Origin of the sequence: Ramlibacter sp. WS9, assembly GCF_003797765.1 — a bacterium.
In the GTDB taxonomy this organism is placed as follows: domain Bacteria; phylum Pseudomonadota; class Gammaproteobacteria; order Burkholderiales; family Burkholderiaceae_C; genus Ramlibacter.
In genome coordinates, this window is sequence record NZ_RKMB01000011.1 from 25,116 (window position 1) to 51,890 (window position 26,775).

General features: G+C 69.7%; 13 protein-coding genes and 2 pseudogenes. 3 read left to right on the top strand and 12 right to left on the bottom strand.

Translation table 11 applies throughout. The features are described 5' to 3' along the window. Positions 1-5: 5 nt before the first annotated feature. The gene (locus EEB15_RS34255; protein ID WP_233259524.1) at positions 6-563 is read left to right on the top strand and encodes a serine hydrolase; all 558 of its coding nucleotides are present in this window, start codon (positions 6-8) and stop codon (positions 561-563) included. Positions 564-569: 6 nt separating this feature from the next. Here EEB15_RS34255 and EEB15_RS17245 read toward each other — a convergent pair whose 3' ends face one another. After that, entirely contained in the window at positions 570-1,388 is an 819-nt protein-coding gene (locus tag EEB15_RS17245; protein ID WP_141511116.1) for a creatininase family protein, read from the bottom strand. Between the two features lie 170 nt (positions 1,389-1,558). Here EEB15_RS17245 and EEB15_RS34260 point away from each other — a divergent pair. Then, positions 1,559-1,809 (top strand): annotated as a pseudogene (locus EEB15_RS34260) (CsbD family protein). Positions 1,810-1,819: 10 nt separating this feature from the next. Here the strand turns inward: EEB15_RS34260 and EEB15_RS17255 are convergent. The 9 genes and pseudogenes from EEB15_RS17255 to EEB15_RS34635 all read right to left on the bottom strand — a co-directional run. Continuing rightward, positions 1,820-3,814 carry a hypothetical protein gene (locus EEB15_RS17255; RefSeq protein WP_141511117.1) on the bottom strand — a complete coding sequence of 665 codons (1,995 nt, stop codon included), beginning with the start codon at positions 3,812-3,814 and terminating at the stop codon, positions 1,820-1,822. Continuing rightward, positions 3,811-4,953, bottom strand: a complete 1,143-nt coding sequence (locus EEB15_RS17260) for a VWA domain-containing protein (RefSeq protein ID WP_141511118.1) — start codon at positions 4,951-4,953, stop codon at positions 3,811-3,813. The genes EEB15_RS17255 and EEB15_RS17260 overlap by 4 nt, the downstream gene beginning before the upstream one ends. Further along, positions 4,950-7,271, bottom strand: a complete 2,322-nt coding sequence (locus EEB15_RS17265; RefSeq protein WP_141511119.1) for a DUF5682 family protein — start codon at positions 7,269-7,271, stop codon at positions 4,950-4,952. The genes EEB15_RS17260 and EEB15_RS17265 overlap by 4 nt, the downstream gene beginning before the upstream one ends. 10 nt (positions 7,272-7,281) lie before the next feature. Continuing rightward, positions 7,282-8,367: an AAA family ATPase gene (locus EEB15_RS17270; RefSeq protein ID WP_233259525.1), complete on the bottom strand. Its 1,086-nt coding sequence runs from the start codon at positions 8,365-8,367 to the stop codon at positions 7,282-7,284. A 64-nt stretch (positions 8,368-8,431) separates the two neighbouring features. Beyond that, positions 8,432-11,866: a DUF4132 domain-containing protein gene (locus tag EEB15_RS17275; protein WP_141511121.1), complete on the bottom strand. Its 3,435-nt coding sequence runs from the start codon at positions 11,864-11,866 to the stop codon at positions 8,432-8,434. After that, complete coding sequence (locus EEB15_RS17280) at positions 11,863-14,097, bottom strand: DUF4132 domain-containing protein (RefSeq protein WP_141511122.1); 2,235 nt, start codon at positions 14,095-14,097, stop codon at positions 11,863-11,865. Before EEB15_RS17280 ends, EEB15_RS17275 begins: the two co-directional genes overlap by 4 nt. A gap of 124 nt (positions 14,098-14,221) precedes the next feature. Further along, on the bottom strand, positions 14,222-17,572 hold the full coding sequence (locus EEB15_RS17285; protein ID WP_158290151.1) for a DUF4132 domain-containing protein: 3,351 nt from the start codon (positions 17,570-17,572) through the stop codon (positions 14,222-14,224). 52 nt (positions 17,573-17,624) lie between these two features. Continuing rightward, a complete protein-coding gene (locus EEB15_RS17290) occupies positions 17,625-21,371 on the bottom strand; it encodes a DUF4132 domain-containing protein (RefSeq protein WP_141511124.1) in 3,747 nt (1,248 codons plus the stop codon). Between the two features lie 393 nt (positions 21,372-21,764). Further along, positions 21,765-22,079: pseudogene (locus tag EEB15_RS34635) on the bottom strand (IS91 family transposase); the annotation flags it as partial. Between the two features lie 64 nt (positions 22,080-22,143). Here EEB15_RS34635 and EEB15_RS17295 point away from each other — a divergent pair. Continuing rightward, on the top strand, positions 22,144-23,094 hold the full coding sequence (locus EEB15_RS17295; RefSeq protein WP_141511125.1) for an amidohydrolase family protein: 951 nt from the start codon (positions 22,144-22,146) through the stop codon (positions 23,092-23,094). 21 nt (positions 23,095-23,115) lie between these two features. On the opposite strand, the gene EEB15_RS17300 is transcribed toward EEB15_RS17295, so the two are convergent. Next, on the bottom strand, positions 23,116-23,880 hold the full coding sequence (locus EEB15_RS17300; RefSeq protein ID WP_158290152.1) for a hypothetical protein: 765 nt from the start codon (positions 23,878-23,880) through the stop codon (positions 23,116-23,118). 149 nt (positions 23,881-24,029) lie between these two features. Continuing rightward, complete coding sequence (gene mdeB, locus EEB15_RS17305) at positions 24,030-26,705, bottom strand: alpha-ketoglutarate dehydrogenase (protein ID WP_141511127.1); 2,676 nt, start codon at positions 26,703-26,705, stop codon at positions 24,030-24,032. Between the last annotated feature and the right edge of the window lie 70 nt (positions 26,706-26,775).

Genomic DNA, 26,775 nt, shown 5'->3' on the forward strand with positions numbered 1-26,775 from the left:
CGCCCGTGCAGGAACAGCGCATCCGGATCGCCGTCGATCCGCGGCAGCGCCGCGGCTGGATCGTTTCGCGCGTCACCGGCAAGCACTTCGCCGACTTGCTCAGCGAGCGTGTGTGGACGAAGCTCGGGATGGAAGAAGACGCGAATCTGATGGTCGACCCGGTGGGCACGCCGCTTCAAGGCGCCGGCCTGAGCGCCACGGCGCGCGATCTCGCACGTTTCGGCGAGACGCTGCGCCGGGGCGGTGTGTTCAACGGCCAGCGCGTGTTCGACCAGGCCGTCGTCGACGACCTGCGCCGCGGCGGCGACCGCGAGAAGTTCAAGGCGTCGGGCATGGCCTTCCGTGCTGGCTACAGCTACCGCAACCAGTGGTGGATCCTGCACAACGCAGATGGCGCGTTCGAGGCCTCGGGCGTGAACGGGCAGATGCTTCACGTCAACCCGGCGGCCGAGATGGTGGTGGTGAAGCTGAGTTCGCATCCGGTGGCCGGCGCGGGCTTCACGCATCCGCTGACGCTCAAGGCGTGGGACGCACTGGCAGGTGCCGTGCGGCAGATGCGGTAGCCGGCGTTACAGCGAAGGCTTGTCAACCAGCGTAGTAAGCGGCAGGCTGGAGATTTCCTGCAGCAGCTGCGCCAGCTGCCTGCCCGCCGCGTCGAGCACCGCGCGGCCCTTCTCCGCCGTGGCACCGGCGGCGTTGCCCGCCGCGCCCTGGGCGTTGTAGTCCTGCATGGCCCAGCCCAGCTTGGCGCTGCGGCCGTTGCCGAGGATGGGGTATTGGGCCGCACGTTGTTGCGAAGTCGACTTGAAGTCTTTGGCCTGCGCCATGTCGACGAACTGCCCGCGCAGCGCCAGCATCATCGACGTTTCGATCTCGCCGGCGTGCACGCCGAAGCGGTGTTCTTCCGCGCTGAAGAGGCCATTCACCGCATCGCCCAGCGGCAGGTTCCACCAGCTGCTGCTGTAGACGATCAGGTTGGCGCCGGTGCGCAACTCACGCGCCGCGATGTCCATCAGGCTCACTTGCCCGCCATGGGCGTTGAGCAGCAGCAACTTCTTCACCCCCGAGCGCGCGACGCATTCGCCGATGCCGACCCAGGTCTTGATCACCGTGTTGAAAGGCAGTGTGAGCGTTCCGGGAAACTGAGAGTGCTCGGGGCTGTAGCCCACCGACTGCGTCGGCAGCACCAGCACCGGCACGTCCGCCGGCAACTGCGGCAAACATGCAGCCACCACACCATCGACCAGGCTCTGGTCCACCGACAGCGGCAGGTGCGGCCCATGCTGCTCGGTGGCGCCGACGGGCAACACCGCCACGGTCTTCGCGGCGTCGAGCGCAGCGAAGTCGGTGGTCTTGAGGTCGGCCCAGAAGCGGGAGGGGGTAGGCATGGGCACATCTTATCGCCGTCACACGGGCCGGGCATGGATTGCGGATCAAGCGAAGTAATCGGCCGGCTGCCGAAAATCGTCCGAAAGTAACTCCCAGAAAAATGGACTCTCAGATCAACTACTTAGCGGGAGTTATTTAAGACCGGCCGCAAAGGCCTTGTGAGCTACGCATGAACTGGGACCGCATTCAAGGCAACTGGAAGCAACTGACCGACCGCGCCAAGACCCAATTGGGCAAGCTCACGGACGACGATCTCGACGTCGTCGCAGGCGTCGCGAAGAACTCTCGGGGCGCATCCAGCACCGATTCGGCATCGCCAAGGAAGTCGCACAAGAGCAGACCGCGGCGTGGGGGCGCTCGGCCACCGACAGCAGGTTCGACGGCGACAAGAAGGAAGAGAAGCACCCAAAAAGATCTTGACGGCGGGCGTTCAGCCGGCCGGCGCCAAGCCGGCCAGCACCAGCGCATCGTCATGCAGCTGGGCCAGTGCGGTGAGCTGCAGCAGTAGCGGAGCGAGCCGCGCCTGGCGCGGATTCGCTTGCGCCGACAGAGTAGCGATGCGCAGGCCGTCGAGCCGCCCGGCCAGCGTGTGCAGGCTATGGGCGCTCAAAGTCCGCCCGGCGTCCAGGCATTGCTGGTTCCATCCGGCTGGCAGTTGCACCAGGCCGTGATGCAGCAGTTCCGCGACGGCGCCGCGCAGCCGCGCGAGCGCGGCACCCACGGGATGCGCGGTTTCCTCCGGCAAGCGCCCCAACGGCAGTTGCGCGAGCGTGTCGGAGGCCGGTGCGAAGTCGGGCACCACGATGCTGTCGCAAGCCACCGCCCACGGATCCAGCACCGGCCAGTCACCGGTCCAATGCAGCACCCCGGCCACGTGCCGCACCGGCCCATGGCTGCCCGTCATGGCCGCGGCCAGGGCATCCAGCGCTTCGCGCACATGGTTCTCGTGGCTGCGGCGCACCAGCAGGGGCTGGCCAGAGGCGTCGTGCAGCACCGCGCCGAGCGTCTGCGTCACGGGGTCGTACACCACACTTTCAACCGCGGCCGGGCTGAAGACGGCGAAGCGGCGCGCCGCATGGCGCGGGAGCACCTGCACCGTCGGGTGCGACTGCTGCTGCGCCCGCAACGCCTCCACGCTGTCGTAGCGCAAGGGCGGGCCCAGAGAACCCCAATCGGGGACTTGCGGCAGCACGCTGTTCTGCGAGCCGCGGCTGCGCGCCAGGCTCAGACTGCCGTCGGCGCGGCGGCGTGCTTGGCGCGCCAGCAACTGGCCCTGCGCCAGCGCATCGAGGCGCACGCCCGGCGCCAGCCTTTGGGTGGCGCGCTGCACGCGCTCGTTGATCGGTTCACCCGACGGCACTGTCCATTCGTGCGTCCCCACCAGCGCGGTGCCGGTGTCCGCATCGGCCAGCACCAGGCGGGCGCGCCGGGCTTCACCGTCGCGCGTGGTGCGCGCGCCCAGGCAAATGAGGCGCAGGCGGTCCAGCTCGGTGTCGTCGCCCTGCCCGATGCCCAGTACCGCCTGGGCACTGCCGGGCAGCTGGCCCGCGTTCAAGCGCAGGCCAAGTTCCGCGAGCAGGGCGAAGCCGTCTTCGGCGCGGTAGAGCGCGCTGCGCGCCGCATAGGCGCCCGACCATTTCTCGATATCCTGCAGCAGGTGCACCAGCCAGGTGGCCTTCAGGCCCCGTGCGGCTTCCAGCGCCTGGCTGAGCGCCGGTGTCACCGGCGCCGGACCGGCGGCCGCGCCGTGCAGCACGAGCGCCTCGGCCAGGGCATGCCAGGGGGCGAAATTGACAGCGAGGCGCTCGCCGTGCCGCCCGAGGTGGACGCGCTGCACCGGCAGCGCGGCGTCCCGCGCGTCCGCCACCCGGAACGCCCACACGCCCAGCGCGACGTGCTCGCACGCCGCCTGCGCGACGCAGTCGCAGCGCGCGGCTTCGATGGAAGCGCCGGCCCAGAAGCGCACGGTGGCCGCCGGCAGGCGCGCGGTGTCGCAAGGCTCGCCGCTGGACGCGCGGTGCACGTCGATGCCGATGCCGCCGTCGCGCGCGGCGGTGGCGCGTGCGAGCAGCGCCGACGGCAGCAGGCGGGCCAGGGCTTCGTCCGTCGCCTCGCCGGGCGACGCCGCGGGGACCGCGGCATGCGCCTGCGCGCCTGCGCGATACGCAAGCGCCAGGATGATGCGGTGCCGGCAGATGCTGGCCGCGCCGCAGGTGCAGCGCACATGCTGGATCGGCGTGGCAGCGGGCCAGACCGTGCGGATGCCGTCGCTGAATGCCGCCTCCAGCGTGCCATCGTCGCCCTGCGTCCACTGCGGCCGGTAGCCGCCTTCGAGTTCGCGGACGGCGCGCTTGACGATGCCTGCATTGGCCGCCTGCGTCAGCGCCTCGGGGCTGAGGTGCAGCAAGTCGGTGCGCAGGCTCAATTCAGCTTCTCCGCCAGCCACGCCGCCAGTTGCCCGGGCGTCATCGCCGCGACTTGCGCGCCCACGTCCGCCAGGCGTCCGGCCAGCGCGCGGTCGTACTCCGGGTTGGCCTGCTCGTCCAGCGCGGCCAAACCCAGCACCTTGGTGCCCTGCGCGCACAAGGCGCGCACGTGACCGACCAGCGCGTGTTCGGAACCGCCTTCGTAGAAATCGCTCACGATGACGACGATGGCCCGGCGCGGCGCCTCGATGCGCTCGACGGCATAGGCCACCGCCTTGCCGATGTCGGTGCCGCCGCCCAACTGCACGCGCATCAGCACTTCCACGGGGTCCTGCACGCTGTCGCTCAGGTCCACCACCTCGGTGTCGAAAGCCACCAGGTGCGTGCGCACGCCGGGCAGGCCCCACAGGCATGAAGCCGTCACCGCCGAGTGGATGACGCTGCCCAGCATACTGCCGCTCTGGTCGACCAGCAGGAAGACCTGCCACGGCTCCAGCGTGCGGCGCGTGTTCGCGTAGAACAGAGGCCGCTCGATCAGCACGCGCCGTCCGGCGGTGTCGAAGTGCTTCAGGTTGCGCCGCAGCGTCTCGCGCGCCGCGAACTGGCTGAAGGAACCGCGCGACGAAATACGCTGCCGCCGCCGCGTGCCGCTGAACGAGCGCTGCACGTCCTTCGCCAGCTTCTCGATCAACTCCTTCACCACCTTGGCCACGAGTTGCCGGGCCAGGGCCAGCACGTGCGGATTCATCAGGTGCTTGGTGCGCATCACCGCCTTCAGCAGCGCGGGGTTGGGTTCAGCCCGCGCCAGCACCTCGGGGTTGGTCACCACTTCGTCGATGCCGTAGCGCTCGATGGCGTCGCGCTCCAGCCTCTCGATGGTCTCGCGCGGGAACAGCTCGTGGATGTCGTTGATCCACTCGGGCACGGTCAACTGCGAAGCCCCGCCGCCGCCCTGGCGTTCGCGGCTGTCGGTGGCGTCGCCTTCCGGCTCATCGCGGCCGTACAGCCAGGCCAGCGCCCGGTCCATGGCGGCGGCCGTGGCGCCGTCACCCAAGCCGCCACCCAGGCTTTGCTGCGCCGCTTCGCCCAGCAGCAGGCGCCAGCGTTCGGCGGCCGACAGCACCACGGCGGGCTTCATGCGGCCAGCCCCAGGGCACGTGCCCATTCCAGCGCCTGCGCTTCCACCCGCTTGGCGTCGAGCAGCGCGTCGGTGCCGCTGCGCAGCGTGAGCAGGCGCTGCTGCTCCATGGCCGACAGGCCCAGCAGCGCCGCCACGCGATCGGCGACAGCCCCGCGCTCGCGCGGCGGAAACCAGGTGAAGGCCGCGCGCAGCTGCGGCAGGGCCACCAGGAAGTCGTCCGTGCTCATCGCCTCCAGCGCTTCGTGCACGGCCGCCACGATGGCGCCGGAGCCGGTGGCCAGCGCACGCGCGCAGGAGAAGAGGCCAAAGAGAAAATCGCCGAGCGCATCGCGCGGCGGCACGGCGCGCAGCAACGCCAGGATCTGCTCGGCCGCCTGGTCGCCCAGGTGGTCGTGGCCATAGCTCACCGCCAGCGCCGCGCCGCGCAGGGCGGGCGGGGCCGTAGGCGTGCGCGCCAGCCGCAGCAAGGTGTCGAGCAAGGCGGTGCGGTCCAGCCCCGCCGCGCCTTCAAGCTGCTGCCGCAGCATGGTGTCGAGCACGCCCACTGCGGCCACGTCCGCCTCGAGGGCCTGCCCTTCGGCCGGCCCCTGCCGGTCGTCCAGCAGCACGAGGATGCGCGCGGCCACCGCGGCCAGCGCGCCTTCCAGCAGGATCCGTGTGTCCTGGCCCCAGAAGCCCGCCTGCACCACCTCGAGCAGGACACGGGCGGCGCCGGCCAGCGCGCCCAGGTCGTGGGCCTGCGGCAGCGCCGCCTCGAGCTGGCGCGCGAGCTCCGCGCCCATGTCGTGCAGGCCGGCGCGCATCGCCTGCAGCAGCGCGTGGGCCGCGCGCGCCACATCGCCACCCGCGCCGCGCACCGCTTCCGCCAGGCGCTGGCGCGCGGCGGCCTCGAGCGTGGCGCCGTAGGCCGCGGCTTCGATCACGTCGGGAAACCAGCGCTCGTCCTGCACCAGCGTCCAGTGTTCCTCGAAACGCAAGGTCGGCGGCAGGTTGCGCGCGGCGAGCGGCGCTTTCGTTTCGGCCAGCCGCGCACCGCGCACCCCGATCAGCTGCAGGCGCCAGAGCAGCCGCGCGCGCGGTTCGTCGTCCGCGCGCCGCCGGTCGATGACGTGCTTCTGGCTGGTGGCCTTCGCCTCCAGGCCGCATTGCGCGAGTTGGGCGACGATGTCGTGCACCAGCGGCGGCAGGGGCGTGTCGGCGTGCAGGGAGCCACCCCCCTCGCCGGTGAGCGCGATCAGCGCCTCGCGCTGCACGGGGTGATGGTGGGCACCCAGCAGGCCCTGGTCCACCCAGGGCGGCGGCGCTTCGAGCGCTTCCTTGATCACGGCGGACTGCAGGGCATCGAGGATGTCGCCGCGCAGGGGGTGCGCACGGCCGCGCAGGTGGGCGAGCCGGCCCAGCGATTCGCGCATCGCCATGAGGTCGGCGGTGGAAAGCGGAACGTCTTTCGCGCGCAGGCGCCGCACGATCTGGGCGATGGCGCGCTCGCCCGCGGCTGGCAGGCCGTGGTCCCACACCCACTGGTAGAACATGGGCGACTGCATGCCGGACCAGTAGCCACCCAGCGCATCGACCTGCCGCCAGGCATAGGGCACCAGGTAGCAGCCGGCCGCGCGCACGTCTTCGGGCGGCGAGGTCACCGGCTCTTCCAGGACGGATTGCCGCGGCCAGAGCTGCTCGATGGCGCGCTTGTGCCAGCCCCCACAGACCACCAGCACGCTGCCCCCGCCGACCTGCCGCGTGGCCCAGGCGACCCAGCGTGCCATCTGCAGTTCGCGCGCCTGATCCTGCGGCGTGCCCGGGTCGTCACCGCGCAGCTCGTCGAAATACAAGTCCAGCCGCTCGCGCAGCGCGGTGTCGTCCTCGACGGTCTCGAACAACTGGTCCCACAGCGCGTTGTCCCCATCGCAGCCGAAGCGCCGGCACAGCGCCTGCACGGCGTCGGCGTAACGCGAACGCTCCGGCTTGATCCTGCCGATGTGCGCACGCGCATCCGGGATGGCGCGGTACTGCCAGTGCGGCAGGTCGATGAAGCGCAGCAGCGCGCCTTGCGCATGCGCGGCGCGCAGCGCGACCCACTCGGGCGAGTAGTCGAGGAAGGGGAACCAGCACTGGGCCGGGCTCGCACCCTCGTTCGCGTAGCTGTAGAGGGCGACGGGCAGCTGGTGGTCCAGCAGCAGCTCACCCATGCGCGCGTTGAAGTCCGCCGGCCCTTCGATCAGCACGGCGGCGGGTTGGTCGCGCTCGATGGCGTGCCGCACCAGCCGGGCGCAGGCCGGGCTGTGGTGGCGCACACCGAGGACGCGGACCTGCACGTGCCTGCTCCTACTGCGGCAACAGGTGCCGTGCCGCGTGGAACTGCTGCCAATGCTCGCCCTTGCGCTTGCCCGCCTTGTGCTCGATGTAGCGACGGATCTTCTTCAGGTCGTCCGGGTTGTCCTTGGCGGCAGCGCCGGCCAGCGCTTCGACGATGTCGCCCGGCTGGCCCGAGTCGCCGCGCAGGTAGTGGCCGCGCAGCGCCACGCCGTAGGCCACGCTCACGGCCTCGGCGGTGCTGACCACCGTGGAGAGGCGCTCGATGGCGCCGCCTTCCTGGTCGACGCCCTGGCGCAGTTCGCGAAACGTGGTGACCAGCACCTCCAACACCTCGGAGGCCGGTCGCGTCGCCACGCCGTCGTGCGCCAGCATCCGCGCCACCTCGCGTTGCACCAGCGCGAGTTCCTCGTCATAGCTGGCGATGGGGAACACCGTCTCGAAAGCGAAGCGGCGCTTGAGCGCGGCCGACATCTCGTTGACGCCGCGGTCGCGGGTGTTGGCAGTGGCGATCAGGTTGAAGCCGGGCGCGGCGAAGACGGCGTTGTCGCCGGGCAGCTCGGGCACCATCAGGAGCCGTTCCGACAGGATCGACAGCAGCCCGTCCTGCACCTCGGCCGGGCAGCGCGTGATCTCCTCGAAGCGCACGATGCGCCCTTCCTGCAGCGCGCGGTACAGCGGCGAGGTAACCAGCGCGCGCGGGCTCGGCCCTTCGTTCAGCAGCAGGGCGTAGTTCCAGCCGTACTTGATCTGGTCCTCGGTCGTCGCAGCGCTGCCTTGGATGGTGAGCGTGCTGGTCCCGCTGATGGCCGCCGCCAGCAGTTCCGACAACAGGCTCTTCGCGGTGCCGGGCTCGCCCACCAGCAGCAGCGCGCGGTTGGAAGCCAGTGTGACCATGGCGCGTTCGATCAGGCTCGGCGGGCAGACGATCTTGGTCTTGATGTCGTGGTCGCCGACGACGAAGCGGCGAACGGCTTTCATCGACAGGCGCCAGCCCGGCGGGCGCGGGTCGCGGTCCGATCTGGCAAGTGCCGCGAGCTCGTCGGCGTGCAGTACTTCGGCCGGCGGGCGCTGGCTCTTGTTGGCGGTGGTAGTCATGGGTTTCATTGTGGCGCGATCGGTGGCAACTCGAACTCTCGCAGGACCTCGCTGGCCTGGCAGGTCATGCAATGTCGTCGCGGGCCGGAGCCAGCAACTCGAGGTCGCGCACGAGTTCGCTGGCGTGGACGGGGTCCAGGTCCGCGAAAGTGGCGGAGGAGGGCTGGACGCCCTCGCCGCCTTCGCGCGAGATGTAAACGTCGAAAAGTGTCTGTCGGTAGTCGGGAACGCCGCCGGCGACGTAGATGCCGGGGGAGAACGACACGCTCAGCACCAGGCCGCCATTGGCGCGCTTGGTGTAGTGGCTGATCATGCCGCCGTCACCGGCGTATCCGCGCTGCCAGGTCCATTGCGCCAGCCCGAGCAGGCTACCGCAGGCGACGTCCTTGTCGTGCCAGCGCGTCAGCACAGACTTCTGCAGTTCGTCCGGCGTGAGTGCGTAGGTCTCACGCGCCAGCTGGCGGAAGGGTTGCGCGATCTCGTAGTCGGCGAACAGCTGCGAGATCGGCGCCAGGTCGTGCCGCGGGATCTCCAGCACGTGCGGTACGCCGACAAGGACATCGTCCGGCAAGGCGAACTCGCGGTCGGCGCAGTCCGCCAGCGTGCTTTCTTCGCGCACGCGGAAAGCGTGCACGCAGCGACCGTCCTCGAATACGCCCCAGGCCACGCGCGCGGCCAGGTGCCGTACCAGCGGATGGTCCACGAAGAAGCGGCGGAACTCGGGCGCATTCCAGCGCCTGCGCAGCAGCATGGCGCGCTCCAGCCGCGTCACCTGCAGACTGGCAACGGTCTTCACATCTTTCTTCAGGTTCTTGAAGCACTCCACTGCGGCAGCTGCGAGCACGGCATCGTCGGCCTTGTTCGGCTTCGGCAGGTCCTTCAGCCGGGCCCCTTTGGCGTCGCGCACGAACGGGCGCAGCGCCTCGTCGAAACCCAGGCTGAAGTCGCGTGCACCGAAGTCCAGCGTGCCGGCACCTTCCTCCTCGAGGCCCAGCGTGGGCACCAGCCGGTCGCCGAGTTCGTCGATGGTGAGTCCGCGCTCCGCGGCCACCGCCGCAATCATCGCCGTCGCTTTCTTCTGCACGCGCTTGTGGCGGCCCTTGGTGGCCAGGACGTTGAGCACCATCAGCGCGACGTCGCTGCCGATCGCCGCCACCAGGTCGAGCGCCGTTTCGGCGCGGCCGCGGGTGGCGGGTTGGGCCGACCAGTCGTTGATGCGCGTGAGCAGGCGGCGCGCGGTTTCATCATCCCCGAGCAGCCCCAGCGCCCGGAACGCCCAGCTGTCCTTGCTGGGCGCGCCGGCTCCGGCCCAGGCTTCGTACAGGTCCCACGCGAACTCGGCCAGGCTCGCCGGCATGCAGGCCTCCTTCACCAGTGCGACGCCCGGGTAAGGCGTGCCGGATCGGCCGAGCAGCAGCATGACCCCGATATGCTCCAGCGCCGCCTGCGGCAGCGCGCCCGCGCCGCCGTGCAGCAGCGGCCGGCGGAAGGCGGTGGCTGCGAAGAACTTCGGCAGCTCCGGCATCTCCCCGGGCAGCAGGTAGAGCGGATCGGTCTCCAGCACCGCCTGCACGGCCTGCGGCATCGCCCCGCCGTACTCTTGCGCGGCGTGCAGCACGGTTTCGTGTTGGCCATGCTCGGCCAGCCAGCGGATCGCATGCCGCGCGTTGTCGCGGGCGGCGCTGTGATCGGCGGCGAAGGCCTGGGGCAGGCTGCGGGCGAGGGTCGTGCGGGCGTGCTTCGCGATCCAGGCCGCTGCGTTGCGTGAGTGGATGCGCGAGTTCCGCAGCAGCTCCGCCATGGGCTCCACCAGGGCCGGCGTATCGACCAGCAGGGCGATGCGCGGCGCCTTACCGGCGTGCGTGGCTAGGTAGCGCAGCACGCCGGGGATAGCGGCCGCGCCGTGGAGATCCATCATCTGGTGGAACACGCTCTCGATGCCGTAGCCATAGCTGTAGCCGCCGTAGAGACGCTCTGTGGGATAGCCGTTCCACAGCAGCGCCCGGCGCTCGGGCGGCACATGCACGATCGCGTTGGCGGCGTCGTAGCCGCTCAGCACTTTGCAGTCACCGGCCTGCAGCGGCTCACCGCCGGCGAGCCGGCGGCTGCCTTCGGCCGTCAGGCCCAGCGCGCGCGGGAAGCCGTTTGCGTCGCGCTCCGGTGGCTTCTCGTCGATGCGATGCGCGAGGGGTTGCGCCTGCTGGCGCTGGTCCGTTTCCCAAACGATGGCGTCGGGCGTGACACGCACCGGGACGTCGAGCACGGGCAGTTCCCCGCGGCGCTCCGGCTGCAGCCACGGCGGCTCGCGCAACACGGGCGGCAGCGCCTCCGGCGGCGCTTCGGTGGGGTTGAGCGCCGCCAGCGTGGCTTCGAAGCGCGCCCGGCCGGCGGGTTCCAGCGCGGCCAGGGCGGCGGGCAAGGCGTCGGCGTGATCGTGCGCGAGCCGCACCGCCCAGGCCTCGACCGCGCGGTTGCGGCCGGCGAGCATCTGGCGCAGCGCGATGAGCAGGGCCGCCTGCGGATAGCGCGCCGCGAGCCGCGCGTAGGCGTCGCGCACCTTGGGCTGCTCTGCCAGGTCTGCGAGCAACGGCAGCACGCCGGGCACATGCATGGCGCCGGCCAGCTTGAGCGCGAGGGTGGCTTCCTTGGCGTCACGGGAGCTCAGGCTGCGGTGCAGGACGGCGCCCAGCACGGGCAACGCCTCCTCGCCATGCAGGCTCACCTGCAACAGCACGCCCGGCAGCGCATACTGCAGGCCCTGCATGCGAAGCAGGTTCGCTTCGAGATGCCGGACGACGAAAGTGGCCACCGGCATCGCGCAATCACGCAAGGCGCCGTCGCGCGCGTCGGGATGTTGCTCGAGCCATTCCGCGCACCAGTCCTGCCGGTGGGCGAACACGAAAGCGCAGGCCTGTGCCCGGTACTCGGAGCCCAGGCGCACGGTCTCGGCCTGCGCCTGGGCGGCCGCGTGTTCTGCCTCGGGCGCGCAGGCGACAGCCTGCCGCAAAGCGCGCAGCAGCGGCTCGGTCCAGGGGCCGTCCGACACGCCCATCTTCCTGTAGAGGGTCATGGCGCGATCGAAGGCGAACGCCGCACCGTGCAGCGACGCGCAAGCGCTTGCCACCCAGGCCATGCGCGCGCCGCGCTTGTGGGTCCACGCGTAGGCTTGCGCCAGCAGTTCCAGCCACCATTCCGGGTCGCGCTGGCGCAGGGCCTCGGGCGTGATGCGTTGGCGCGACCCGGCTTCGCCCCAGTAGACCCAGGGCCGGCCGTGCGCCGCGGCGAGTCGCGGCAACGCGCTCTCGTAGGTGCTCGCCGGATGCGCGCCGGCATCGGGCAAGACCAGCGCCTGCGCCAGCCAGGTCTCGGCCGCGGGCAGCGGCGGTGCGTGCACGCCGCGCACCACAGGCAGCAGCTGCTTCCACTCGGGCTTCCACTGGAAGCCGGCGCTGGGCCAGCGGATGTCTGGCAGCGTGTCTGGCCCGGCGTTCGTATTCATTGACCGGCACCCGGTGAGATGAGTGATTCGATCTCCAGCAGAATCTCGCTGGCGGCGACGGGGTCGAGCGCGCCGATTTCGGCGGGGGTGCGGCCTGACTCGTCCAGACGGAACAACCGGACGCCGCGCAACGCCTGCGCGGGTGCCGGCAGGTCTGCCCGCAGGGGAATGCCGGGATCGCATTGGAGAGTGGCAACCAGGTCGCCGGACGCGGGCCGCAAGAAGCTCCCGACTGTCCCGTCGTGCGCAGATTCCCCGTATTGCCACATCCACTTCGCCAGGGCATGGAGACCCGCCGGACTCCCCACCTTGCCCTCCCAGCGATCGAGCACCAACGCACGACGCTCCTGCGGCGAAAGCTCGAAGGTGCGGCGGCCCAGCTGCGCAAAAGGCTGGGCGATCTCGTACTCGGCGAACAGCTGCAACATGGGCCGCAACCGCTCGCCCATCTCCAGCGGATGCGCGATGCCGACGACCGCGTCGTCGGCCAGCGTGTAATGCGCGTCGCGCGCGTCCGCGAGCGACCAGTCTTCGGCTATCCTCAACACGTCGACGCAATGGTCGCCGTCGAAGACGCCCCAGGCCAGCCGGGCCGTCAGCAGGCGAACCAAAGGGTGCTCGAGGAAGAGCCGCCGCCATGCCGGTGCGGGCCAGCGCCGCCGCAGCACCATGGCGCGTTCGAGGCGCTGCTTCTGCTGCTGCGCCAGGGCCCGCGCTTCCTTGGTCAACCACTTGACGCGCTCGCTCGCGGCGCGGGCCAGTGCCTCGTCGTCCCCTTTCTGCGGGCGCGGCAGGCCCTTTTTCCGCACGCCCTTGGCATCGCGTACGAAGGGCTGCAGGTCTTCGTCGAAGCGCAGCGGAAAATTTCGTGCGCCGTAGTCCACGACGAACGATCCCGGCGCGTCCAGCCCCAGGCCAGGCACCAGCCGGTCCGACAGTTCGTCCACCGTCAGGCCGCGCGCCTCGGCGACGCGAGCCAGCATCGCCGCGGCCTGCTGTTGCACCTTGCGATGGCAACCCTTGCGCGCCTGGTGGTCCAGCAGCGCCAGCGCCCGGTCGGAAGCGATGACGGCGGCCACTTCCATCGCAGCGTCGGAGCGTGGCCGCGTGGTGTAGTCACTGGCCCATTTCTCGATGAGGGGCGCCAGGCGGGCGATGGTTTCGTCGTCGCCCAGCAGGCCCAGCGTACGGAACGCCCAGCGATCGGCGCTGGGCGAGCCGGCTACGGCCCAGGCTTCGTACAAGTCCCACGCGAATTCCGCCAGGCTGGCCTCGGTGCAAGCTTCCCGCACTTGCGCCAAACCGGGGTAGGGCGCGTCAGGCTGGCCGAGCATGAGCATGGTCGCGATGGCTTCGATGCTCGCCGCCGGCATGGCCGCACCGCCGTCTCGCAACCGCGGCGGACGCAACTTGGCGGTCTGCAAGAACTTCGGCAGCCGCGGGATGCGCGCGGGCAGCATGAAGAGGGGGTCGAGCGCCAGCAGCTCCTCGGTGGCCGCCACCATCGCATCGCCGTACTCGGCCGCTACGGCCAGCACCTGCGCGCTTTGCCCGCGCTCGGCCAGCCAGCGGATCGCATGGCGGGCTTGGTCCCGCGGTGCATCCGGTGCCGCAGCGAAAGCCTGCGGCAAGGCGCGGCACAAGGTGGTTCGCGGAAACTTCGCGAGCCAGCGCTCCGCATTGCCGCGATGAACGCTGGCCCGGCGCGCGAGGCCCGTCATGCGATCCACCAAACGCGGGCTGTCGATCATCAGCGCGACGCGCGGGCCTTTGCCCGCGTGCGTGGCCAGCATGCCCAGCGCGCCCGGCAGCGCTTCGGGGCCGAACCGGGCCAGCACCTCCAGGATGTCCTCGCCATGCCGCAGGTCGCTGAAGTGCCAGCGATCAAAGCTGTTCCACAAGGCCAGCTGCGCGTCGGGCGGACTCTCCATCACGCAGGAGATCCACGCGTAGTCGGCCTGCGTGTCGCCTGCTTGCAGCGGCTGGCCTGCCAGCAGCCGCTGCGCACCTTCCGCGCTCAGTTGCAACTGCTGCGGGAAACCGAATGCGTCGCTCGCAGAGGCCGGCGTCCGCACCCAGCGTGCCTGCAGCCGTGCCAGCAAAGGGGCCGGCCAGTCGATGGCCTCGGCCGTTGCGATGGCCGCGACTTCGACCGCCGGCAGTTCGGCAGGCCGGTCGGCGCGCAGCCAGGGCGGGTCGCGCAGGATGGACGGCAGCGTTTGCACCGTCATAGCGCCTCGGGGGATGAAGGGCGGCGGGTCACAGCTGTAGCCAAATGCATTGCAGCGTGGCCGTTGTCAGTCATGCGTCCAGTCCGCATGGGCCAGCAGATCCCGTAGACGGAATGTTCCCGCTTCATGGGACATCCGCCGCCAGCGGCAGCAGTTCGAAGTCACGCAGAAGCTCGCTGGCCGACACCATGTCGAGACTGGCGAACGTGGGGCTGCTGTCGGCCGTTGCGCCGTTGCGGTGCATCCGGATCTCGGGGATGCGCTGCTTCGGCTCGTGTAGCGGGTTGCCCACGATAGTGCCCGGCTCCATGCGGAAGTCGATCCGGACCTCGCCGAAGGGCTTGGTCAGCTCGCTGATCCAGCCGCCGCCGTCAGCGCCGGTGGCCTGCCAGCCCTTGTTGGCGAGGTTCAGCACGCTGGCGCATACCACGACGCGGTCACGAAACCGGGTGAGTTCCGCCGTCTCCCGCTCGGCCTCAGTCAGCAGGTAAGTTTCGCGGGTCAACTGCTTGAAAGGCTGCAGAACCTCGTAGTCGCTGAAGAGGTCCTGCAGGCGGCGCAGGCGCTCCGGCCCGAACTCCAGCGGGTGCGGGAGCGCTACCGTGGCGTCGTCGGTGAGCGTGAACGTCGCGTCGCGGTCGTCCGCCAGCGACCAGTCCTCGGCCACGCGGAAGCCACACTGCAGCTCCTCGCCTTCGAACACGGCCCAGGCGAGCCGCGCCACCAGGTGGCGCAGCACCGGGTGGCCGATCAGCAGCGTGCGGAATTCTTCCCCGGTCCAACGCCGCCGCGTCGCCATGGCTCGTTCGAGGCGCTTGACCTGCTGGTCTGCTATCAGCTTCGAGTCCTTCTTCACCGCCTTGTAGCGGCGGGTGGATGCATCGGTCAGTTCCGCGTCGTCGTTTGCGGCCGGCTTGGGCAGATCCTTCAGCCGCTTGCCCGCGCCATCTTTCACGAACGGCTTGAGTGTCTCGTCGAAGTGCAGCGTGAAGCGCCGGGGCCCGAAGTCCAGCACGTCGGCGCCCGCAACGTCCAGCCCGAGGCGCGGCACCAGCCGGTCGGCCAGCTGCTCGCGTGTGAGCTCGCGCGCCTCGGCGATGGCCTGGATCTTCGTGCTCGCCGTGCCCCGCAGCGCCGGCGTCTTCGCCTTCGAGGCGATCGCATCCAGGTGCGTGAGCGCGACGTCGCTGCCGATCGCGGCCAGCAGCTCGATCGCCTGCGCTGCACGTGCGCTGGAGCCCTCGCTCGGCCACTTCAGCACAAGGGGCGCAAGCTTGCGCACGCACTCGTCGTCCCCGAGCAGCGCCAGGCCCCAGAACGCCCAGTTGTCCCCGGCGTTGCCGCCCCAGGTCAGCCATTGCTCGAACAGCCCCCACGCGAAGTCCGCCAGACTGGCCGGCGTGCAGGCCTGCTTCACCAAATCGAGGCCCGCATACCGCGCCTCCACCGAGCTGATGGCGAGCATTTGCACCACCACACCGACCGCGCCCAGCGGCAGCGGCTCGCCGCCCCGCAAAGCCGGCCAGGGAAGGGCGTGTACGCGCAGGAAGTCGGGCAAGGGGGGCATGCGCGCCGGCAGCACCAGCAGAGGATCCTCGTCCAGCAGCGCCGTCGCCGCCTCCACCATGGCGTCGCCGTAGGCCGCGGCCACCTCAAGTACCAGCGCCCGCTGGCCTTCGCGCGCGAGCCAGCGCACAGCATGCCGGGCATCCTCGCGCGGCTTGCCGGCGGCACGCTGGAATGCGAGCGGCAGGGCTTGGAACAGCGCGGTGCGAGCGAACCGGCGCAGCCAGCCCATGGCACGCGGCCGTTCCTTCTTCTGGTGCCGCAGCACCTGCATCATCAGCGGCACCAAGCGCGGGCTCTCGACGTCGTCGGCGTGGTACAAGCCGCCGGTGGTCGCCTTCTGCTGCACGTAGGCCGCGAGTCCCGGCAGGGCGGCGATGCCGTAGTGGGCACGCAGCCAGATGACTGTCTGGCCGTCCCCCTCCCAGGGCCCCGGCCAGCTGTTCCACAGCTGCACCCGGGTGGTTTCCGGTGCCAGCATCACCAGCCGCAGGGAGGGGGTCGAACGTCCGGCCTGTTCGACGTCCGCAGGCCGCAGCGGCTCGCCAGCGAGCAGCTGGGACCGGCCTTCCTGCCGCAGCCCGAGGGCGACGGGGAAGTTGTCCGCCATAGGCTGCTCGCTCCAGAAACGCGGCGGGTGCGCCAGTACCCGCTCCTGCTGCCCTTCCGGCCAGTGGATGCGCTCCTCGGTGGCGATGGACGCCAGTTCCAGCACCGGCAGCTTGGGCGCCTTCACGCCGCGTTCCCAAGGTGGATTCGCCAGCAGCGCGCGCGCCGCAGCTTGGGGGCTGTCGCTGCGTTGCAGCTGCGCCTGTCGCACTTCGAAGCGCGCGCGGCTGCCGTCGTCCAGATTCGCCAGCGCCAGTGCCAGCGCGGCCGGCTCCCGGTCGCCGAGCGCGAGCAGCCACGGCTCGAGGGTGCGGGTGGGTGCCTGGAACTGCCGCTCGATGGCGGCGTGCAGCGCTGCTGCCGGATGCGTGACGGCCAAGGCGTCGAGCGCGCCCTTCAGCTTGGGGTGTTCGATGTGGCGCACCAGCAGGTGGACCAGTGCCGGCACCCTCAGAGCGCACAGCATTTCCAGCGTCTTGTCGAAGGCCCTGCCCTTGGCCAGTTCGTGCTCGAGCCGGCGCGCCAGCGGGTCGAAGGCTACGCGCCCGTGCAGCCGTAGCTGCAGCAGTTGAGGCCCGAAGAAACCGCCCGGCGGCTGAAGCGCCTCGAAGTCCACCGGGCTGACAGCGCAGGTCGCGAGCAGCTCGGCGGCTGCCGGCTGCCGGTCCGCCAGCGCATCTCGCGCCCAGTCCGCCCTGTGCGGGAACAGCCAGGCGCACGCCAGGCGGCGCACCGGATCACGCTGGCGCTGGCTTTCGGCGGCTGCGAGCGCGGCCTCGTGCTCGGCGTCTGCCGCACCCGCGAGCCAGTTGCGCAGCACATCGGGACCGCTGGTCTGGACACAGCCATCGCGGGCAGCCGCCTCCACCACCCACAGCGCCAGCACGCGGTCGAGCGCGAAGGCGAAGCCGTGCAGCTGCAGGCAAGCGTCCACCGCCCAGGGGTAGGGGTGGGAGAAGCTTAGGCTGCGGGCTTGGGCCAGTAGTTCGAGCCAGGCGGCAGGATCGGCTTGCTGCAGGGCCTCCGGCGTGATGCGCTCCTCCTCGATGCGCCACCAGGGCGTCCATGGCTGGCCTGCGGCCTCGCCGAGCCGGTGGAGCATCTCCGCCGAGGGGTGTTCCATCATCTCGTAAATGGCCGGGTGGGCGTCACGCAGCGACACCAGAAGCGACACCAGCTCGGGATAGCGGGGTGGGCCCGGCGGTGGCGGCGCACACAGGCCGCGAAAGGCCGGGAGCTTGTCGGTCCAGGCCTCGTCCCAGAGCAGCCCTTCGTCGGGCCAGGGGATCGTCATCGTCATGTGTCTTCCATGTTGTCGACATCGCACACCAGTTCGTAGTGCTCCATCGCCTTCACTCCTGCAGAGGCGCCAGCAGGTCGAGATCGCGCAGGATCTCGCTGGCGAGGATGGCATCGAGCTGGCCGAAGGGCACCAGCCCCTCGTTGCCATAGGTTCCGGTCTTGCGCAACGTGACTTCCGGCATGCGCTGCCTGGGTTCGTAGGACATGTCGCCGACGATGGTGCCGGGGTCGAGCGAAACGTCCACTTCGAGGCCTTCGCCCAGGCGCCGCGTGAACTCGCCGACCCAGCCCGCGTCCTGCGCCTGGCCGCGTTCCCAGCCGCGGTTGATGAGCCCCATCACGCTGCCGGTCGCCACGGTCTTGTCGGCGAAGCGTTTCAGCGTCGGCTGGCCCTGTTCGTCGGGCGTGAGCGTGTAAGTCTCGCGATCCAGCTGGCGGAACGGCTGCTGGATCTCGTAGTCGGCGAACACCTGGCCGAAAGCCGCATGCATCGCCGCGTCCAGCTCCAGCACGTGGCAGATGCCCACACTGGCGTCCGCGGGCAGCTCGAACCGCAGGTCGTCGGCGCCCGCCAGCGTCGCGTCTTCGGCGAGCCGGAAGCCGTCCGTGAGGCGGCCCTCCGCGTAGACGCCCCAGACCAGCCGCGCGGCGAGGTGGCGCATCAGCGGATGCTCGACGAAGAACAGCTGGAAGTCGGCGGCGCTCCAGCGGCGACGCGCGACCATGCCCATCTCCAGCCGGATCAGCTGCAGGCTGGCGACGGCCTTCGCGTCCTTCTTCATCAGCTTGTAGCGCTCGGTCGCGGCCTCGGCGAGCGCGGCGTCGTCGGTTTTCACCGCCTTGGGCAGGTCCTTCAGGCGCGCCCCTTCGGCATCCCGAACGAAGGGCTTGAGCGCCTCGTCGAATCCGATGGTGAACTGGCGCGGCCCGAAGTCCAGCACCACCGTGCCGCTTTCATCCAGCCCGAGGTCCGGCACCAGGCGGTCAGCCAGTTCCTCCGGCGTGAAGCCGCGCGCTTCGGCGACGGCGGCGATCTTTTCCTTCGCGCGCTCCTGCAGGGCCTTGAACTTGACCTTGCCCGCGATGCCGTTCAGGTGCATCAGCGCGACGTCGGTGCCGATCGCGGCCAGCAGATCCAGCCCGGTGACGGCGCGCGCATGCGCCGACTCGCCCGGCCATTCGCGGATGCGCGGCGCCAGCCGGCGCGCGGTTTCGTCGTCGCCCAGCAGGCCGAGCGCGCTGAAGGCCCAGGCTTCCTTGCTGGGAGCGCCGGCGGTGAGCCAGGCCTCGAACAAGTCCCAGGCGAATTCAGCCAGCGAAGCGGGCGCGCAGGCATCCCGCACCAGTTGCAGGCCGGCGTAAGGCGCGTCGAGCTTGCTGATGGCGAGCATGGTGCCCAGGTGTTCGGCGGCAGCGACAGGCAGCGCGCCGCCCGAGTGCAGCACCGGCCGGCGGAACGCGGCCGGCACGAAGAAAGCCGGCAGCTTCGGCATGCGTGCGGGCAACGCCAGCAGCGGGTCCAGCGCGAGCAGTGCGTCGAGCGCCGCCGTCATGCCCGCGCCGTAGCCGGCGGCGACTTCGCGCGCGAGGGCATCGAAGCCCTGCGCGTGCAGCCAGCGCACTGCGTAGCGCGCATCGTCACGCGCGCTCGCCGCGCCTTCGCGGAAGGCCTGCGGCAACGCCTCCGACAGCGCCGTGCGCGCATGGGCGCGCAGCCAATGCTCGGCCACGCCGCGCGATTTCTTCAGGTTGCGCAGCGCGCGCGCCATGGTCTCGACCAGCCGCGGGCTGTCGATGCCCGCGGCGAGCGGCAGCGCCTTGTCGGGCGCGGCCTGGATCAGCCGTTGCAGGCCGGGCAGCGCGGCCACGCCGTGCCGGGCAAGGATGGCACGCACGGCCGGGCCCGGCTCGGCCCAGAGCGCCCAGCTGGAAGGCGGGAAGCTGTTCCACAGGAGCAGCTGCGCCACCTGCGGCGAGGCCAGGATGAGATCGGGACGCGCACGGCTGTAGTAGTTGTCGATCTTCACGTCGCCGCCCTGCAAGGGCTGGCCGGCCAGCAGCCGTTCGGCGCCGCTGGCGGTGAGGCCGAGGTCCTGCGGGAAGCGCTCACCCTTGGGCATATTGCGCAGGCGATGTTCGACCTCGAAGCCGCGTGCTTCGCGCAATGCGGCTTCGTCCCATTCCAGCCGGTCGGGCAGCGGCTGCGGTGTCACGGCCAGCACGGGCAATTCGCCCTGTCGCGCGCGACCCAGCCACGGCGGTGCGCGCAAGACGTCCGGCAGCTGCTCGGGTGAGGCTTCGGGCCGCTGCAGCAACGCGAGCGTCGCTTCGAAGCGGCTGCGCAAGGTTGGCTCGGCGCCGGCCAACGCCTGTTGCAGCGCGCCCGGGGCCCGCAGGGCCATACGCACCGTCCAGCCTTCCAGCATGCGGTCGCCAGCGCTCATGCTGCGCTGGATCGTCTGCTGGAGCACCGCGGCGGGATAGTCCGCCGCGAGTTTGTCGAGCCCGTCCCGCACCTCGGCATTGTCGATGCCGCTGGCGAGCAAGCCGACGATGGCCGGTGTCTTCAGGCGCAGCAGCAGCGTGACGGTTTCGCGCGCGGTGTCGCGGTTCTCCGCGCGCGCCAGCGCCCAGGCGAACGCGGGCAGGGTCTCTTCGCCATGCACGGCCACTTGCACCAGAAGGGCAGGCCGCACCACACCCCAGTGCAACCAGGCCTGCGCCTTGGCGTAGCGGATCCAATCCGCCACCGGCAGCGCGGTCGCAAGCAGCAGGTGGCCTTCGTGAGGCGCCGCGCCCGCGGCTTCGATGCACCAGTCCGCCAGGTGCGGAAAGACGAAGGCGAACGCCGGTGCCCAATCGGAGTGCTGCGCCTTGAGCGCGCCGGCCGCGGCCAGCGCTTCTTCGTACGCGGCGGGTTCGGCGGCGGCGACGGCCCAGCGCAGCGTCGTGAGGGGCTCCTCGCTCCGGTAGGCCGTACCCTGGCCGCCCTGCTGCGCGGCCCAGAGGCGCAGGACGACTTCCAGCGCGAAGGGCAGGCCGTGCAGCGTGCAGCAAGCGTGCACGGCGCGCTGGATTCCAAACTCGTTGCTGTCCCGCGGCTGCCCGTATCCCTGCGAAAGTTCCGCGCACCAGACCTGCGCCAGCAATTCCATCCACGCATTCCCATCCTTGCGCGAGAACGCTTCGTGCGTGAGGTGGTCCTTCGAAGCCTGGCCCCAGGGCGACCACGTCGCGCCGACCGCCAGCGCCATGGCGGCGAGGAGGTCGTGCCGGAACCACTTGGCGGCGGAAGCGAAAGCGGGCACCGGCTGCCCCGGCGTGTAGGGCTGCTCCGGCGGGGGGACATGGACGCCGCGCAGCGCGGGCAGTTCCTGGCGCAGGGCGGGTGTCCATTCGAAGCCGCCTTCGGGCCAGGCGATGTCCGCCGACGGGGCAGGCGTGGGGTTTGCCGTGGGCAGCGCCGGCGCAACCGGCGCGGGGGAGGCCGTGGGCGTGGCTGGCGCTGTTGCCGCTGGCGCCGGCGGAGCTTTCGCGGCAGGCCCTGCCGGGGCGGCCGGCTTGGCAGCCGCCAGCGCCAGGGTGCCGCCGCTGTTGACCAGGCCGTACCCCTTCCCCGTCTTCTCCTTGACCAGCTTCTCCCATTCCTTCTGCGCCGCCGCGGCATCACCGAAGGTCTTGGTCTTGGTCTGCCCCGCCGTACCGATGCGCCCGAAGCGCACCGTCAGGTTCATCCCACTCACTTCCACTTCCCAGAATTTGCTGGAAGCGCCTTCCACCAATTCATAGCGTTCCATCGTCCCTCCCTCGCCGGTGTCAACAGTTCCACGTCGCGCAAGATTTCGTTGACCAGAACAGAGTCCGGCCGGGAGAACGGGACGCGCTGGAACCGGCCCGTGTCGTCCCGCAACGTCAACTCGAGCCTAGCCAGTGCCTGCACCCGTTCGGCGTTCGGACCATCCCGGCCATAGCCGAGTCTGAAGTGCAGTTCGGCCAAGTATGGCATGGGTTTGGCGCGCAAAAAACACCGCTGATTGCTGAAGTCGGAGCGGTCGCAGACGTTGTATGACGAGGCCGTTGTTGACAACTCGGCTTACGGTCTGGCGTACACGCAATCCATCACGCAGCAAGTCTGAGTCGGCGTTTCGCTCAGTCCACCAATTGACACGCTGATCGACTTCGCAGTCGGGGATTCTCCTGATCCGCGTGCCCTCGGTGATAAAGGCGATTAACCGCATTTGCCCACGGCACATCGCGCACAGCTGCGGAACAACCTCGTAGATACACGTGCGATCAACACCGCCCACAGGTAGTGCGCCGGTGAGCGCTTGGGTGGCGCGCAGGTTCGGGCGTGGGTGGGACAGTTGCCTTGCGGCAGCACCCAGGCACGCACCCGCGGTAGTCTGCCCGCCCTGCACCGCAACCGGTTGCGCCGGTGCTGCCTGGGCCATGGCCACCACCGCGGCCCTCAGCGAGCGCGCAGGATGCGCCGGCGCAAGGTAGCCGGCACCTGGGCCACGGCAGCCTCATCGATTGCACTGGCAGGGAGGAAGAGAAGTCAAGCCCGCTATGACCGCATTTGCGGGCAAAGCCATGTCAACGGGCGCCGGCGCGCAGCGTTTGACAACTGTGCGCCTCACCCTGATCGCCGTCTTTGCCCTGGCTTGCGCCCTGCCCGCCTTTGCACAAGCGCAGCAACTTACCATCCCCTTCGTCGACGCCCACGCCCACCTCAACGACGAAGCAATGCAGCTGGAATTCATGGACCGTTACGGCGCCAGCCATGCCGTCGTGTTCTGGGGCGGCCGCAGCGACAACGACACCGTGGCCCAGGCCGCCAAGCGCCATCCGCAACGCCTTATCGCCTTCGCATCCATCTCGCCGGAGCGCACCGCCTACCGCCCGGCGTGGGACGGCAACGACAAGGCTTTGCTGGAAACGCTGGACCGGCTGCTCGCGTCCGGCCAGTACAAAGGCATCGGCGAGATCTCCGCCGTGCACTTTCCTTCAGCGGGTTTCGGCGAAACCAACTTCGACCCGCTGGGCCCGATGGTGACAGGCATCATGGCGCTGGCCCGCAAGCACAAGGTGCCGGTGATGCTGCACATCGAGTCCACGCGCATGGCGGAACTCTCGGCGCTGCTGGAGCAGTTCTCGGACGTGCCGGTGATCTGGGCTCACGGCGGCTACACGCCGCTGTTCCTGGCGCAGCGAATGCTGCAGCGCCATGCCAATCTCTACTACGAGCTCAGCGCACGCACCTGGCCGCGGCATCCGCGGTCGCCCGACTACACCATCCTGCGCGACGGCGTGCAGGTGTGGCCGGAGTGGCTGGCCCTGATCGAGGCGCAGCCAAGGCGCTTCCTGGTGGGCACGGACGCGAGCCATCGGTCGCGCGACAGCGAAGTGATGAAGTTCGAGAGCGTGCAGAACCTGCTGCGGCAGCTGAGCCCCGCCGCGCGGCTGCGCGTGGGGCAGGACAACCTGCTGGAGCTGGTCGGCTTGCGCGATCGGAAGTAGCCGCCACTTTCAACGATGCAGCTACTTGCAAGACCACACGAGCGGCGTCACCCAGCGGCAATTGCCGATGCTCGTGGCATCCTCCTCCGCCGCCGGCTGGCTGCCAGCCTGGGCAGGCGGCGCAACTGCGAATGACGCCCGCGCCTCCGGCCGGCGCAGCAGATGTTCGTGGCGCGCCACGGCCTGCACCATGGCCACGCTCGGGTACATGCCCGTGGCGGCAAGTTCCTTCTGCCGCTCCTTGATGCTGGCGAGCACGGGCTCGCCCTGCGCAGTGTTGAGCACGGGGTAATCGCCCTTGGCGCGTTGCAGGACGCTTTCCACTTCGGCAGCCGCGGCGCTTTCCGCCGCAGCCTTGCGGGCGGCTGCCGCCTTCGAGGCAGCGATGCGATCGACCTCTGCCCTGTCGGCGACCGCTTTCCTGGCCGCGGCCTGCTCCGCTTGCTCGCGCTCGCTCGCGTCCATCAGCGCTGCCCGCCGCGCGGCCTCGGCAGTCGAGAGCGTCTCGGGCCTGTTGAAGTCGATCGGCGGCGGCGCCGGCTCTGCCGAGTCGGCCGCGGTTGCGGTCGCCGGCATCGCGCCGCCTGTGGACTGTGACGAAGTGGGGCCACGCAGGCGGATCGTCGTGCCGGAACTCTCGGAGTCGGACTTCTTGCTGGCCCCGGCACCGCTGCTGCTGCGGCCACCACGACCCTTCGCGTCGACCTCCGCGACGAACGCCACCAAGGCCAGTAGCAGGAAGACCCGGCCAGCGGCCGAAAGCATAGTCGACGAGAACGAAATCATGTTTCCCCACCCTCCAGTTGTCTCCAGTGTAGCCAAAAGTTGATGTGCAAAGATCGGACTTGTCCATCGCCTGATGAGTCCTTGAAAGTGCCATTCGACGACTTGATCCGGCATCCATGGCGGCGAGTGGATTGCGGGTCAAGCCAAGATCAAGCCCGCAATGACAGCGTGTGACGGGCGGCCTTGACGATAGCGGCCGCATCCACACCGAAGAACTCTCGCAGCGCAGCCCGCGTGTCGCTGCGTCCGAAGCCGTCGGTGCCGAGCGTGAGGTAACGCCGGCCCTCGGGCAGGAAAGCGCGCACCGATTCCGGCACCGCGCGAACGTAGTCCGTCGCGGCGACGATCGGACCAGAGTTGCCTTTCAACAGCGTGCGAATGTACGCTTCGTCATTCCCGCGCAGGCGGGAATCCAGGGCGCCCTGGCCCCCCGCCTCCGCGGGCGTGACGGCAATCCCATCCCGCGCCAACTCGCTCCAGCTCGTCACGCTCACCACCTCGCACGCCACACCTTCAGCGGCGAGCCGTTCCGCCGCCTTCACCACCTCGGTCAAGATCGCGCCCGAGCCCATCAGCGTCACCTGCGGCTTGCCTTCGCCGTACGCGCCGAAGCGATACGCCCCGCGAATCACGCCCTCTTCCGCACCCGCCGGCAGATCCGGCTGCGCGTAGTTCTCGTTCATGAGCGTGACGTAGTAGAAAACGTCTTGCTGCTCCACCAACATCTCGCGCATGCCGCGGTCGATGATCACGGCCATTTCGCCGGCGTAGGCCGGGTCATAGGCCTTGCAGTTGGGAATCGTCGCCGCGACGAGATGCGATGTGCCGTCCTGGTGCTGCAAGCCCTCGCCACCCAGCGTCGTGCGGCCCGACGTCGCGCCCAGCAGGAAGCCGCGCGATCGCTGGTCCGCCGCCGCCCAGATCGCGTCGCCCACACGCTGGAAGCCGAACATCGAGTAGTAGATGTAGAACGGCAGCATGGGCACGCCGTGCACGCTGTAGCTGGTGGCCGCGGCCGTCCAACTGGCGATGGCGCCGGCTTCGCTGATGCCCTCTTCCAGAATCTGCCCGTCCAGCGCCTCGCGGTACGACAGCACCGAGCCGATGTCTTCCGGCTCGTAGCGCTGGCCCACGCTGGAATAGATGCCCACCTGCTTGAACAGGTTGGCCATGCCGAAGGTGCGCGCCTCGTCGGCGACGATGGGCACCAACCGTTGACGGAACTCGATGTCCTGCGGACCCAGGGTCTTGTCTTTCAACAAGTTGCCCAGCAGCCGCACGAAAGCCATGGTGGTCGACATCTCCTTGCCCGCCGCCGCGGTGGCGAAGGCGGCATACGAAGCGAGAGCAGGCACGGGTATGGCCTGCGAGGTGGTCTGCCTTTTGGGCAGGTAGCCTCCGAGCTTCGCGCGCTGAGCATGCATGTAGCGCATCTCGGCGCTGTCTTCCGCCGGCTTGAAGAATTCGAGATTGGTCGCCTGCGCATCCGAGATCGGCAGGTTGAAGCGATTGCGGAACTCGATGAGTGCGCCTTCGTCCAGCTTCTTCTGGCTGTGCGTCGTCATCTTGCCCTGGCCGGCCGTGCCCATGCCGTAGCCCTTCTTGGTGTGAGCCAGGATCACCGTGGGCTGGCCGCGATGCGCGGCGGCCGCCGAATACGCGGCGTGGATCTTCACCAGGTCGTGCCCGCCGCGCTTCAGGCGGTCGATCTGTTCATCGGTCATGCCCTGGGCCAGGCGCTGGAGCTCCTCGTTCTGGCCGAAGAAGTTGTCGCGGTTGAAGCGGCCGTCCTTGGCCGCGAACGTCTGCATCTGCCCGTCGACCGTGTTGGCGAAGGTGCGGGCCAGCGCGCCGGTGACGTCGCGCGCGAACAGGCCGTCCCAGTCGCTGCCCCACACCAGCTTGATGACGTTCCAGCCCGCGCCGCGGAACAGCTTTTCCAGCTCGTCGATGATGCGGCCGTTGCCGCGCACCGGGCCGTCGAGCCGCTGCAGGTTGCAGTTGACCACCCACACCAGGTTGTCGAGCTTCTCGCGCGAGGCGAGCGTGAGCGCGCTCATCGATTCGGGCTCGTCCATCTCGCCGTCGCCGAACACGCCCCACACTTTCCGGCCTTCGCAATTCAACAGGTTGCGGTGGGTGAGGTAACGCATGAAGCGCGCGTGATAGATCGAGCTGATGGGGCCGATGCCCATCGAACCGGTGGGAAACTGCCAGAAGTCCGGCATCAGCCACGGGTGCGGGTAGCTGGAAAGGCCGCGCGCGCCGTCGGCCGGGGCGGTGATCTCTTGCCGGTAGTGCGCGAGGTCGTTCTCGGTCAACCGCCCTTCCAGATAGGCCCGCGCATAGACGCCCGGCGCGCTGTGCGGCTGGAAGAACACCAGGTCGCCGCCCTGCGATTCATTGCGAGCCTGGAAGAAGTGGTTGAACCCCACCTCGAACAAATCCGCCGCACTCGCATACGACGCGATGTGCCCGCCCAACTCCCCATACGCCGCGTTCGCCCGCGCCACCATCGCGAGCGCATTCCATCGCATCAACGAACCCAGCCGTTCCTCAATGGCCAAATCTCCCGGAAACGCCGGCTGCTGATCCACCGCGATGGAGTTGACATACGGCGTCACCAGCTCCGGCGACCAGCCGACGTGCGGGCTTCGCGCCAGCGCCGCGATCTCGTCGAGGATGAAGCGCGCCCGCGCCGGGCCGTGCGTGGCCACCAGCGATAGCAGCGCGTCGCGCCATTCGGCGGTTTCGGCCGGGTCGCCGTCTTCTTTGATGCTGCCGGTTTCGTCGGCCAGGAATCGGGTAAGGCTATGGTCGGTCATTTCGCAAACTCCAATGCTTGCACTGTAGGCAAAAAGCCGCGAAACAGGGTTGCGGAAAATAGGTCAGAAG

Excerpts from the sequence above, each read along its gene's own strand:
- EEB15_RS17260 (WP_141511118.1), bottom strand. The coding sequence starts at position 4,953 with ATGAAGCCCGCCGTGGTGCTGTCGGCCGCCGAACGCTGGCGCCTGCTG.
- mdeB (WP_141511127.1), bottom strand. The coding sequence starts at position 26,705 with ATGACCGACCATAGCCTTACCCGATTCCTGGCCGACGAAACCGGCAGC.
- EEB15_RS17285 (WP_158290151.1), bottom strand. The coding sequence starts at position 17,572 with ATGACGATGACGATCCCCTGGCCCGACGAAGGGCTGCTCTGGGACGAG.
- EEB15_RS17290 (WP_141511124.1), bottom strand. The coding sequence starts at position 21,371 with ATGGAACGCTATGAATTGGTGGAAGGCGCTTCCAGCAAATTCTGGGAA.
- EEB15_RS17280 (WP_141511122.1), bottom strand. The coding sequence starts at position 14,097 with ATGACGGTGCAAACGCTGCCGTCCATCCTGCGCGACCCGCCCTGGCTG.
- EEB15_RS17245 (WP_141511116.1), bottom strand. The coding sequence starts at position 1,388 with ATGCCTACCCCCTCCCGCTTCTGGGCCGACCTCAAGACCACCGACTTC.
- EEB15_RS17295 (WP_141511125.1), top strand. The coding sequence starts at position 22,144 with ATGACCGCATTTGCGGGCAAAGCCATGTCAACGGGCGCCGGCGCGCAG.
- EEB15_RS17275 (WP_141511121.1), bottom strand. The coding sequence starts at position 11,866 with ATGAATACGAACGCCGGGCCAGACACGCTGCCAGACATCCGCTGGCCC.
- EEB15_RS17300 (WP_158290152.1), bottom strand. The coding sequence starts at position 23,880 with ATGATTTCGTTCTCGTCGACTATGCTTTCGGCCGCTGGCCGGGTCTTC.
- EEB15_RS17270 (WP_233259525.1), bottom strand. The coding sequence starts at position 8,367 with ATGACTACCACCGCCAACAAGAGCCAGCGCCCGCCGGCCGAAGTACTG.